Here is a 12,961-nt window from a genome sequence, read left to right as displayed (position 1 = left end):
CGTGTGCCGGTGGGGGCGCCCTCTCCACCAGCACCTTCGCGATCCGGATGCCCTCGCCCCCCGGTCAGCTCGGGATGAGCGGCCGCCGTGCCGCGCAGCGCGTCCGCCACGACGGTCCCCGGGACGTTGACGAGCATCCTCATGGGTTCATGGGTACCTCCTGCGACCAGCGGATCGCTGCCGGCCGGGCGTGTTGCCGGCCGGACGGGGTTCGGTCGGTGGCCCGCTCCCGGAAGCATCCGTGCCCACCGGCCGGGAGGGCAGCCGCACGGACGCCGATGGCCGGGGCCGGGCCGGTGCCGTCGCTGCGACGCGGGCGGGAGGCGTACGGCCGTTCCCTGACCGCCGGACCGGAATGAAGGTCTTTCAATAGCCCACTCGACCGGCTGAACTCGAAGCGTCGGCGTCCGGATCTTCCTCCGGCGCACTTCCGCCCGTCCGCTGAACGCCCTTGGCCCGTGCCGGGTCCCGTGCCGCAATGGATGGACCTCGCCCGATCGGTCTGCGGGCGTGGCGGAGCGCGTGCCGGACCGGCCGTCTCCCGGTTCTCTCATGGCGAAGGACGGACTGCCCATGCACGCAAGAGCCCGTGTCGAGGAGCCCGGGGCCGGCGGGGACGAGCCGGTCGCGGTCGTCGGGGCCGCCTGCCGGTTCCCCGGTGAGGTCCGCTCCCTCGCCTCGCTGTGGCGGTTGCTGATGGCACGCCGGGAGACGGTGCGGGAGGTGCCGGCGGAGCGGTGGGAACGGGCGGAGCTGGCCGGGCTGCCCGCCCCGGTCGCGGACCGGCTGCGCCACGGCTGCTTCCTGGACGACGACGTCTACGCCTACGAACCGGAGTTCTTCGGCATCAACGCCCAGGAAGCGCCCTGGGTGGACCCCGAGCACCGGCTGCTGTCGGAGGTGACCTGGGAGGCGATCGAGCACGCCGGGATCCCGGCCCGGCGGCTGGCCGGTACGCCGACGGGCATGTTCTTCGGGCTCTATCAGAAGGACTACATGCTGCGGGTGCAGCGGCCGTTGGAGGAGGTCGACGCCTACGCGATGTACACCGGCTTCGACAGCATCGGACCCGGCCGGGTGGGGTTCATGCTGGACCTGCGCGGGCCCCAGGTCGTCGTCGAGGCCGCCTGCGCGTCCGGGCTGGTCGCCGTGCACACCGCCTGCCAGAGCCTGCGGACCGGCGAGTCGGACGTCGCCCTCGCCGGGGCCGCGATGCTCACCCTGGGACCCGAGGGGGTCGTCGCGCCCGCCCTGTGGGGGGTGTTCTCCCCGACCGGCCGCTGCCACGCCTTCGACGCGGCGGCCGACGGGTACGTCCGGGGAGAGGGCGCCGGTGTCGTCGTACTCAAGCGGCTGTCGGACGCGCGGCGGGCCGGGGACCGGGTGCTGGCGGTGCTGCGGGGCACGGCGGTCAACCAGAACGGGCGGGGTACGCGGCTGAGCGCGCCCTCGGAGCCCGCGCAGATCGATCTGTACCGGCTGGCGCTGGAGCGGGCCGGGGCCGAGGCCGGGGACGTCGGCATGGTGGAGGCGCACGGGCCGGGCACGGCGGTGGGCGACCCGATCGAGTTCGCCGCGGTGGCCGCCGTGTACGGCAAGGGCCGGAACCGGTGCGCACTGGGTTCGGTGAAGACCAACATCGGGCACACCGAGCCCGTCTCGGGCGTGGCCGGGCTGCTGAAGACCATCGCGGCACTGCGGCACGGCACGGTGCCGGCCAGTCTGCACTTCACCGACTGGAACCCGCAGATCGACCCCGCCGGGACCCGGCTGTTCGTGCCGACCGACGCCGTGGAGTGGCCGGTCCGGGCGGGAACGCGGCTGGCGGCGGTCTCCTCGTTCGGCATCAGCGGGACCAACGCCCACGTGGTGGTGGAAGCGCCGCCGACGGTCCCCGCGGCTCGGCGCGCGGCCCGTCGTCCGGCACCGGACGGCGTGGCCGGCACGGTCCCTTCCGGCGCTGCCTCGCGGGTGTTCCCGCTGTCCGCCGGCACGCCCGTCGCGCTGCGGGCCGCGGCCGGGCGGCTGGCCCGGTGGCTGCGCGGTGAGGGGGCGCGGGTGCCGTTGGTCGACGTCGCGCACACCCTGGCGGTGCGCCGCTCGCCCGCCCGGGAGCGCGCCGCCGTCGTCGCCGCCGACCGGGCGGAACTCGTGGCGCGGCTGGAGGAACTGGCCCAGGGGTCCGTGTCCGCCGTCGGCACGGCGACCGGGCGGGCCGTACCGGAGGCCGGGAAGGGCGTGGTCTGGGTCTTCTCCGGGCACGGCTCGCAGTGGGCGGGCATGTGCCGCGGTCTCCTCGGCCACGACCCCGAGTTCACCCGGGTCGTCGGCATGCTCGAACCGCTCGTGGCCGCGGAGTCCGGTTTCTCCCTGCGCGAGACCCTGGGCCGGCCCGAGGTGGTCACCGGGTTCGACCGGGTGCAGCCGGTCATCTTCGCCGTGCAGTTGGGACTGGCCGCGATGTGGCGGGCCCACGGCGTCGAACCGGCGGCCGTGATCGGCCACTCCATGGGCGAGGTCGCCGCCGCGGTCGCCGCGGGCGCGCTGAGCCCGGAGGACGGCGTACGGGTCATCTGCCGCCGCTCGCGGCTGATCCTGCGCACCGCCGGACAGGGACTGATGGCCTCGGTCGCCCTGGGCCGCGCCGACGTCGAACGGCTGCTGGCGGAGGACGGCGTACGGGGCGTGAGCGTCGCCGTCGTCGCGTCACCGGAGGACACGGTCGTCGGCGGGGACGCCGACCGCATCCGCCGGCTCGCCGAGGAGTGGGAGGCGCGCGGGGTGGGCGTGCGCGTCATCGAGGTGGACGTCGCCTCGCACACCGCCCACATGGACCCCATCCTGCCCGACCTCGCCGACGCGCTCGCCGGGGTCACCGGCCGGACGCCGGCGGCCGCCTTCTACAGCACCGTCACCGACGACCCGCGCGCGCCCGTCGCCTTCGACGCCGCCTACTGGTCGGACAACCTGCGGCGGGTGGTGCGCTTCGGCGACGCCGTGCGGGCGGCGGCCGACGACGGACACCGGGTGTTCGTCGAGATCGGCCCGCACCCGGTGCTGGTCCACCCGGTGCAGGCCACGCTCACCGCGCACGGTCACACCGGCACCGCGGTCGTGCCCTCCCTGCTGCGCGACACCGACGACGCGCTGGCGTTCCGCACCCAGGTGGCGGCGCTGCACTGCGCCGGGCACCCGCTGGACTGGGCCGAGCGGTACGCCGACGGGGCTCTGGCCGACGTACCGCCGACCACCTGGGAGCGGACGCGGTACGTCGTCGAGCCCTCGCCGCTGCGCCGGTCGCCCGGGGCGCACGCGGCCCTCGCCGCCCATCCGCTGACCGGGCCGCACACCGTGGACCCCGACGGCGAGGGCCGTCACCTGTGGCAGACCCGGATCACCGCGACGACGCTGCCGTGGCTGGACGCGCACCGGGTGAACGACGTCGTCGTGGTGCCGGGTGCCGCGCTGTGCGAGATGGCCGTCGCCGCCGCCGCGGACCTGTTCGGCACCGGTCCGGGGCGGCTGAGCCTGACCGGCGTGGACCTCCAGCGGCTGCTGCTGCCGGCGGCCGACGGCACGTCCGTCACGGCGACCGCCGAGACGGCCGGCCCGGACACCGCCCGCTGGCGGGTGGTCGGCACGGCGTCCGACGGCACCGCCGTCCAGCACGCCCGGGCGGACCTGCACCGCACCCCCGAGGGGGAGCCCGGGCCGCCGGGCCGTGACCCGCGGGACCTGGCGGCGCGGTTCCCGCACGCCGTGGACGTGGCGGACGTCTACCGGCAGATGCGCGAGGAGCGGGGTGTGCACCACGGCCCGGCGTTCCTCGGCCTCCAGGCCCTGTCCACCGACGGGTCACCGGCCGACCGGACGGGCGCCCGGCTGCTGGCCCGCCTCCGGGTCCCGGACGGCGGCCGGGCCGGCGCGCAGGCCCTGCACTGCCACCCCGTCGCGCTGGACACCTGCCTCCAGGCCGTCGCGGCCGTCGTCCTGCGCACCGGCGCCGTGCCCGCCGGAGGGGTCCTGCCCCGGCGCATCGAGACGCTGCGGCTGTACGCGGCGGTGCCGTTGAGCGGGTACTGCCTGGTCACCCTCACGGGAAGGGACGGCGACCGGTTCACGGCCGACTTCCGGCTGTGGGACGACGACGGGGCGCGGGCCGCCGACGCCACCGGGGTGGAGTTCCGTCACGTGCCCGCCGAGAGCGCCGAGGAGCGCTTCGCCGGCCGGCTGCTGCGGACGGTCTGGGAGCCGGGCGAGCGTCCCGCACCGGACACGGCGGGCGGCGGCTGGGTGCTGCTGGCGGAGAACGGGCGTACGCGGTACGCGGCCCGTCTCGGCCGGGCCCTCCGAGAGCGGGGCGCCGCGGTGGACGTGCGGACGGCCGGCGCCGCGCCGCTCCTGCCGTCGGGGGCCGCGCCGCGGGCCGTGGTGTACCTGCCCGGGCCGGTGTCCGGCGGGGCGTCGCCCGACCACCACGCCCGGCAGCAGGTGGCCCGGTTGGCGGAAACGGCCCGCACCTGCGCGGACGGCCGCGCGGCGCCCCGCCTGTGGACGGTCACCGGTGCCGCACAGCACGTCGCCCCGCAGGACCGGCCGGATCTGGCCCAGGCCGGCCTGCGGGGGCTGGTGCGCGTCCTGAGCTACGAGCACCCCGAACTGCGCCCCGCCGTCCTGGACACCGACGAGCACACGCCCGTCGAGGACGTGGCCGCCGAACTGCTGTCCTGCCCCGACGAGCACGACGAGGTCGCCTACCGCCGGGGCACGCGTCACCTGGCGCGGCTGCGCAACGTTCCGCTGGACGACCGGGACCGCCGCCGCACCGCCGTGGACCGCGGACGCGACCGGATCGCCCTGCACCTCACACGCCCCGGCGACCTCGGCTCCTTCGAACTGGTCGCCCGCTCCCGTCGCCGGCCCGCACCCGGCGAGGTGGAGGTACGGCTCGACGCCACCAGCGTCAACTTCATCAACGTCCTCCAGGCCATGGGCGTCTACCAGCAGTTCAACGCGGGGGAGGAGCCCGCGCGGGACGTCTGCGCGTTCGACGGCGCGGGCGTCGTCACCGCCGTCGGGGACGGCGTACGGGAGGTGCGCGCGGGCGACCGGGTGGCCGCCATGTTCGTGGACGCGGACGAGTCCGCCGTCATGTCGTCCTTCGCGACCGTCCGCGCCGACTGCCTGCTGCCGGTGCCGGACGCGATGAGCACGCGGGACGCCGCCGCCCTGCCCTGCGCCTACCTGACCGCCTGGTACGGCCTGCGGTACCTGGCGCGGCTCCGCCGAGGCGAGACGGTGCTCGTCCACTGTGCGAGCGGGGGCACCGGCCTGGCCGCGCTGAACCTGGCGCGCGTCCACGACGCCGACGTGCTGGCCACGGCGGGCAGCGAGGCCAAACGGGCCTTTCTGCGCGGCCTGGGCGTCGCGCACGTCATGGACTCCCGCAGCCTGGCCTTCGCCGACCGGGTGCGCGACCTCACCGGGGGCCGCGGCGTCGACGTCGTACTCAACTCCCTCACCGGACCCGCGCAGACCGCGAGCCTCGAACTGCTGGCGCACCGGGGCCGCTTCGTCGAACTGGGCAAGCGGGACGTCTACGCGGGCACCCGGCTGAGCCTGCTGCCCTTCCGCCACAACGTGACCTTCACCTGCGTCGACGTACTGCTGATGATGCGCCGGGAACCGGACCTGCTCGCCGAGGGCTACCGCGAACTGGCCGGCCTGCTCGCGGACGGCACCCTGCCGCCGCTGCCCGTCACCGACCACCCCGTCACCGAGGCGGCGTCGGCCTTCCACGCCATGGCCTCCGCCCGGCACACCGGCAAACTCGTCCTCACCTGGCCCGCCGAGGGCACCGACACCCTCCCCGTGCGGCCCGAGGACGTCCCCGTGGTCCGGGCCGACGCGAGCTATCTGGTCACGGGCGGGCTCGGCGGGCTGGGACTGCTGGTCGCCCGCTGGCTGGCCGAGCGCGGCGCCGGTGCCGTGGTGCTGACGTCCCGCGGCACGCCCACCGCGGCCGTCCGGGCGGAACTCGACGCGCTGGCACAGGAGTCCGGCGTCCGTGTCGAGGTCGTGAGCGGAGACCTCGCCGAACCGGGCGTGGCCGACCGCCTCGTCCGGGCCGCCCTGGCGACGGGCCACGCGCTGCGCGGCGTCGTCCACGCGGCGGCCGTGGTCGAGGACGCCACCGTCGCCAACCTCTCCGCGGAACTGCTGGAGAGGGTCTGGCGGCCCAAGGCGACCGGGGCCTGGCTGCTGCACCACGCCACCACCGGACAGGAACTGGACTGGTGGGTCACCTTCTCCTCGGCCGCGTCCCTCCTCGGCAACCCCGGACAGGGCGCCTACGCCGCCGCCAACGCCTGGCTGGACGAGTTCACCTCCTGGCGCCGCGCCCAGGGCCTGCCGGCCACCTGCGTCAACTGGGGACCCTGGGCGGAAGTCGGCCGCGGCACCGGCATGGCGGACCGCGGTTACGCCATGATCACGCCCGCGGAGGGCATCGCCGCCCTGGAACGCCTCCTCGCCCACGACCGCGACCGCACCGCCTGCACGCCCGTGGACCTGCCCCGGTGGCTGGACTCCTACCCCGCCACCGGCCGCACCGCCTTCTTCGCCGCACTGGCCGCCCCGACGGCGGGCACGGACCCGGCGGACGGGCGCGGCGACCTGCTGGACGCCCTGCGCGCGGCGGACGGCGCCGAGGGGCGCGAACGGGTCCTGCTGCCCCGGGTGGCGGAGCAGATCGCCGCGGTGCTGCGGCTGCCGGCCGACCGGTTCGACGCCGACACGTCCCTGGTCACGCTGGGCCTGGACTCGCTCATGGCGATCGCCCTGCGCAACCGCCTTCAGCGCGACCTGTCCCTGGACATCCCCACCACGGTGATGTGGACCCACCCGACCGCCTCGGCCCTCACCCGCTACCTCCTGGCCCGCCTCCACCCCGAGAGGGACGCCGCCCCCGAGGCCGGACCGGCCGACGGGCACTGACCGTCCACCGCACCACCCCGCCGCCCCCTCCTCCAGCAGGTGATGAACCCATGCCCCCTCCCCCCGCCCCGGCCCCCGCGCCCCGCACCTGGGACGTCATCGTCATCGGCGCCGGGCCGGCCGGCGCCACCGCCGCCCGGGTCGCCGCCGAGAGCGGCTGTACGACGCTGCTGCTGGAGCGCGCCGTCATCCCCCGCTACAAGACCTGCGGCGGCGGCCTCATCGGAGCGTCCCTGGCCGCGCTGCCCCCGGACCTGCCCCTGAGGATCTACGACACGGCCGGGCGGTTCACCTTCGCCCACCACGGCCGCGCCGAACGCACCCTCACCTGCGCCACCCCGACCTGCGCCATGGTCTACCGCAGCGAACTCGACGCGGCCCTCACCGAGGCCGCCGCCCGGGCGGGCGCGCAGGTCCGGGACGGCACCGCGCTGACCGCTCTGGAACAGGAGGGCGACACCGTCCTCGTGCGGACCGGGCACGGCGGCCTGCTGCGCGCCCGTGCCGTCGTCGGCGCGGACGGCAGCGCGAGCCGGGTCGCCCGGTACGTGGGGGTCGAGTGCGCGCAGGTCGACCTCGCCCTGGAGGCCGAGGTGCCGGTCGGCGAACGGACGGCCGGCCGCTGGCGGGGCCGGCTGCTGATGGAATGGGGGCCGCTGCCGGGCTCGTTCGGCTGGATCTTCCCCAAGGGGGACGTCTGCACGGCCGGGGTGGTCGCCGCCCGCGGCAACCCGGTCGCCCTGCGCGCCTACAAGGAGGACTTCCTCGGCCGCCACGGCCTGCTCGGCCCCCGCCCCCTCCACGACACCGGCCACCTCACCCGGTGCCGCCGTCCCGGCTCCCCGCTGGCCAGGGGGCGGGTGCTGGTCGCGGGGGACGCCGCGGCCCTCCTGGACCACTGGTCGCGCGAGGGCATCTCCTACGCCCTGCGCTCGGGGGACATGGCGGGACGGGCCGCCGTCCGCGTCGTCGCCGCCACCGGCGCCGAGCAGGCGACCGCGGCCACCCGCGACTACGGCCGCCGGATCGACGAGACCCTCGGCGTCGAGATGCGCGCCAGCGGCGTCCTGATGCGCCTGTTCTTCCGGACCCCCGGCCTCGCCCACGCCGCCCTGACCCGTCTGCCCTGGGCGTGGCACCACCTCGACGCCTACATCGCCGGGCACACCACCGTCGCCGGCATCATGGCCACGCCCCTGGGCCGCACGGCCGCCGCGCTGGCCTCCCGGCTGCCGGTGCCGGCCCCGAGGACGGCGGAGGGGGAACCCGTCCGCACCTCACCGGCCGGACAGCCGTGAGCACCGTCGCCTGCCGCGGCCCGGCGGCTCCGGCTCGGCGACCGGGACGCCGCACGGACGCCGCGGCGTGTGTGCGGCGGGCCGCTCAGGGCCGGCTGGTGAGGTAGCCGCCCATCGTGGTGAAGTACTCGGCCGCGGAGCACTCGCGGCCCTCCTCGGTCCGTACCCGGGTGAGGGCGAGGCCGTGGTTGCGGCCCCTGCGGGCGTCGGCTCCGGCGACGATCACGACGCCGTCGCCCTCCCGGTAGAAGACGCGGCCGGGGGTGCCGCCGTAGCGGCCCCGGGACACGAAGGCGGCGAGGATCTCCAGGCGCCTGCCCTTGTGGAAGGTGAACGCCGCCGGATACGGGGCGGACTGGGCGCGGATCAGACGGTGGAGGTCCTCCGCCGGCCAGTCCCAGTCGATCCGGATGTCCTCTTCGGCGCGCTTGTGGAAGAAGGACGCCTGGGAGCGGTCCTGCGGGGTGAACTCGGTGTCCCCGGCGGCGATGCGGTCCAGGGCGCCGATGGTGACCGGGGCGATGAGGTCGACGGTCTTGTGGAACAGGTCGGTCGCCGTGTCCGCCGGTCCGACGGGGACGGCGCGCTGGACGACGATGTCACCCGCGTCGAGTTCCTCGTTCATCATGTGGGCGGTGACCCCGACCTCCGGTTCCCCGTTGAGGAGCGCCCAGATGAGGGGCGAGAAGCCGGCGTACTTCGGCAGCAGCGAGTCGTGGACGTTGAGCGTGCCGTGGCGGGGCAGGGAGTAGACGCGCGGGGGGATCCAGGTGCGCCAGTTGTTGGCCACGATGATGTCCGGCTCCGCCTTCTCCAGGAGGCCGGCCAGTTCCTCGTCGTCGGGCCGGTCGCGGATGACGACGGGGACGCCGTGGGCGGCGGCCAGGTCGGCGACGGAGTCGCTCCAGATCTTCTCGTAGGCGTGCTCGCTCCTGGGGTGCGTCACGACCGTGACCACGTCGTGGTCGGAGTCCAGGAGGGCCTGCAGCGTCCGGTGTCCCCAGGTCTGGTAGCCGAACATGACGACCCGCATGGAGGTTCCTCCCAGGAACGGCACTTGACTGGGTTTGAGTAAAGCAAGGCTTACCTAACGGCACAATGGGGCGGCCGCTGTGTGCTGTTGGGGCAGCGTTCGGTATCCGGACTCCGGTGTGCGGGTCTGCCGTTCCCGAGCCGTCGTTAGCGTGCGCCCGTTCGAACGACGAGTACGGGAGTGATCATGCACAGACCTGTCGACGCGCACCCCTCCGGCTGCGCGTGCCCCGTCACCGCGGACCCCGACGGTGACGGCGTCGCCGCGTCGAGCCGCCGCGCCTTCCTCCAGCGGGCGGGCGCGCTCGGCGCGGGAGCGGGCGCGGCCGGGCTGCTGGCGGCGGCCCCCGCGCACGCGGCCGGTGCCGGTGCCGGCCACGGCGGCCAGGGCGCGGACGACGACCCCTACGGCCGGACCACGACGTCCCGGGGGCCGAAGGGCAAGTGGAGTCCGGACCCGGACAGCCCCCGGTTCACCGTCGTCGTGATGCCCGACACCCAGTACATGTTCGACCAGGACCGCATCCACCCGGCCCCGGTGGAGGCGTCCTTCCGCTGGGTCCTGGACCCCGAGGGCCGCGCGGGCGGCAACGACGAGAACATCGTCTTCCTGGCCCACCTGGGCGACGTGACCAACAACGGGCTCGCCGAGGAGTACGCCGCGGCGACCGAGGTCTTCGGCCTGCTGGACCGCGCGGGCGCCTCCTACGGTGTGCTGGCCGGCAACCACGACGTCAGCGACGACGACCAGCGCGGTGACACCCCGTACCTGGACACCTTCAGCGTCGCCCGGGCGAAGAAGCGGCCCAGCCACCACGCCTCCAGCCCCGACGGCTACAACACCGCGCACGTCTTCCGCGCCGGCGGCCGGGACTGGATGCTGCTCGCCCTGGACTGGCGGCTGTCGGAGTCGGGCTTCGCCTGGGCCAACGCCGTCATCGCCGGCAACCCGACGCTGCCGGTGATCGTCACCACCCACGAGATCGTCGGCTCCTACGACGACGGCACGGCCGGCCTGTCCGGCTACGGGCAGCAGCTGTGGGACAAGCTCATCAAGGGCAACGACCAGATCTTCCTCACCCTCAACGGGCACTACTGGCCGCCCGGCAGCACCGTCATGAAGAACGACGCCGGTCACGACGTACACCTGCACATCACCAACTACCAGGACCGGTACTACGGCGGCGCAGGCATGGTCCGCTCCTACCGTTTCGACCTCGACCGCGGCCGGATCGACGTCGCGACCTTCTCCCCGTGGATCCGCGAGCTGGCGGCGGACGGGGAGCTGAACGCGCTCGCCGCGCAGGAGCTGGAACTCACCTCCGCCGTCGACCGGTTCTCCATGGAGATCGACTTCGACGAGCGGTTCTCCGGGTTCGCCCCGGTGCCGCCCCGCAAGGCCCGCCCCGCCCGCCGGATGCTGCTGCCCGGCACGCTCGCCTACTGGCGGTTCGACGAGGGCGCCGCCGGCACCGACGTCGCCGCGGGCACGGTGTTCGAGGACCGCAGCGGCAACGGCAACGACCTCGAAGTGCGTACCGTGCCCGGCACCCCCGCGCACGCTCTCGTCCGCACCGGCGACCACCACCCCGACCAGCCGGCCCACGCCGGCCTGGTCTTCGCCGGCCAGGGCAACCCGGTCAGCGGCAGCTATCTGCGCACGGTCGACAGCGCCCCCCTCAACCGCGAGACCTTCGAACGCGGTTACACCTTCGAGGTGTTCTTCAAGGTGCCCGCCGACTGGGACGGCGGCCGCAACGGCTGGTCGGCGATGCTCAGCCGCGCGGGCACCGCCGCCGCAGCCGGCAAGAACGGGCCGACCGCCACCGCGGAGGAGCCCATTCTCAGCCTCGGCCTGTCCAGCTCCATCGAACTGCAGTGGAACGCCTACCCGCTCAACCAGGACGGCGCCACCACCGCCTGGAGCCACCTGCTCCAGAAGGAGGAGTGGTGGCACGTCGCCGTCGTCAACGACGGCCGGATCAGCAAGCTCTACGTCAACGGCTGCGAGGAGGGCCGCAATCCCACCTCCAGGGCCGTCGGCCTGACCGCCCTCGGCCTGCCGTTCCTGCTGGGCGGTTACCAGTGGGCCGACGCCGTCAGCCAGGTGTTCCACGGCACCATCGGCGACGTACGGATCAGCGGCCGGGCGCTGAAGCCGGGGCAGTTCATGAACGCCTGACCCATTGACTTAGGCTTGCCTTACTTTCTCTGCCGAGGGGGCGGCGGCTCACAGCCGCCCCCTCGGCATGCCTGTCCACGTCCCCTGGGAGGGTAAGCAAGCATGCTGGTCGCACGCCGACTGCGTACGCCACTGGTCATCGGTCTGTGCGGGGCCGCGGTCGCGTTCGACGGGTACGACCTCGTCGTTTACGGCACCACCGTCTCCGCGCTCATGGACGAGTGGGGGATCGGACCGGCCGAGGCCGGGCGGCTGGCGTCCAGCGCGCTCGTCGGCATGCTGCTGGGCTCCCTGCTCGCCGGTTCCCTCGCGGACCGCCTCGGCCGCCGCCGCACCCTGATCGGCGGACTCACCGCCTTCTCCCTGCTGACCGCCGCGTGCGCCGCCGCCCAGAACCCGGACACCTTCATGGTGCTGCGCTTCCTCACCGGCCTGGGGCTGGGCGCCGTACTGCCCGCGGCGACCGCGCTGACCATCGAGTACGCGCCCGCCCACCGGCGCAACCTCACCTACATGGCCATGCAGTCCGGGTACGCCGTCGGCGGCATCCTCGCCTCCGCGCTCGCCATCGGTCTGGTGGAGGACGCGGGCTGGCGGGTGATGTACGTCATCGGCGCGGCCCCGCTCGTCCTGGTGGTGCCGTTGGCGCTGCGCTACCTCCCGGAGTCCGTCGAGCACCTGGTGGGCCGCGGGCGGCTCGACGAGGCGCGCGCCCTGGCCGCACGGCTCGGCCGCACCGTCCCCGAACCCCCGCCGAGCACCGGGCACGCGGGTGTCCGGGCCCTGTTCACCGGCGGTCTGGCCCGACGCACCCTGCTGTTCTGGACCGCCGCCTTCGCCGCGCTGCTGCTGGTGTACGGGATGAACACCTGGCTGCCGGAGCTGATGCGGGAGGCCGGCTACCCGCTCGGCTCGGCGCTCTCCTTCCTGCTCGTGTTCAACCTCGGCTCGATCGTGGGCTCGCTCCTGGCCGGCCGGCTCGCCGACCGCGTCGGCTCCACGTACGTGGTCGTGGGCGCCTTCGCGCTCGGCGCGCTGTGCGTGGCCCTGCTGAGCGTGCGCGGGCCCGTGGCGCTGACCTACGTACTCGTCGCCGTCAGCGGGTTCGGGGCGATCGGCACGATGAACATGCTCAACGCCCACGTCACCCGCTCCTACCCGGTACCGGCCCGCGCCACGGGCATCGGCTGGTCGCTCGGGGTGGGCCGGCTCGGCGGCATCCTCGGCCCCTCGGTCGGCGGCCTGCTGCTCGCCTCCGACGCCGGCATCGGCTGGAGCTTCGCCCTCTTCGCGGCCGTCGCGGCGGTCGGCGCGGTCGCCGTGTCCCTGGCCCCGCCGGCCCCGCGGGCCGCCGCCACCCGGCCCACCACCGAGCCCACCGCCGACCGGCCGGCCCCGGCGGGCACGGCGCACGAGGCCCGCTGCCCGACCGCGCGCACCGCGGAGTGACCGT

At 75.0% G+C, this 12,961-nt stretch carries 5 protein-coding genes; 4 read left to right on the top strand and 1 reads right to left on the bottom strand.

Going from position 1 to position 12,961, the window contains the following annotated elements; genetic code table 11:
- Positions 1-573: 573 nt before the first annotated feature.
- Positions 574-6,996: an SDR family NAD(P)-dependent oxidoreductase gene (locus tag ACIQR3_RS18365; RefSeq protein WP_403539866.1), complete on the top strand. Its 6,423-nt coding sequence runs from the start codon at positions 574-576 to the stop codon at positions 6,994-6,996.
- 50 nt (positions 6,997-7,046) lie between these two features.
- Positions 7,047-8,294, top strand: coding sequence for a geranylgeranyl reductase family protein (locus tag ACIQR3_RS18360; RefSeq protein WP_403539864.1), 1,248 nt, complete (start codon positions 7,047-7,049; stop codon positions 8,292-8,294).
- An 85-nt stretch (positions 8,295-8,379) separates the two neighbouring features.
- Here the strand turns inward: ACIQR3_RS18360 and ACIQR3_RS18355 are convergent, their stop codons facing one another.
- Positions 8,380-9,327: a methionyl-tRNA formyltransferase gene (locus ACIQR3_RS18355; protein ID WP_403539861.1), complete on the bottom strand. Its 948-nt coding sequence runs from the start codon at positions 9,325-9,327 to the stop codon at positions 8,380-8,382.
- Positions 9,328-9,513: 186 nt separating this feature from the next.
- Between ACIQR3_RS18355 and ACIQR3_RS18350 the strand changes: the two genes are divergently transcribed.
- Together ACIQR3_RS18350 and ACIQR3_RS18345 are read left to right on the top strand one after the other, a co-directional pair.
- Positions 9,514-11,508, top strand: a complete 1,995-nt coding sequence (locus tag ACIQR3_RS18350) for a LamG-like jellyroll fold domain-containing protein (protein ID WP_403539858.1) — start codon at positions 9,514-9,516, stop codon at positions 11,506-11,508.
- 102 nt (positions 11,509-11,610) lie between these two features.
- A complete protein-coding gene (locus ACIQR3_RS18345; protein ID WP_403539857.1) occupies positions 11,611-12,957 on the top strand; it encodes an MFS transporter in 1,347 nt (448 codons plus the stop codon).
- Positions 12,958-12,961: the final 4 nt, after the last annotated feature.

The sequence above is a fragment of the Streptomyces sp. NPDC090994 genome, assembly GCF_044768905.1.
Classification (GTDB): domain Bacteria; phylum Actinomycetota; class Actinomycetes; order Streptomycetales; family Streptomycetaceae; genus Streptomyces.
The sequence above is the reverse complement of the archived record's forward strand: the minus strand, read 5'-3'. Positions and strand labels throughout refer to the sequence as shown.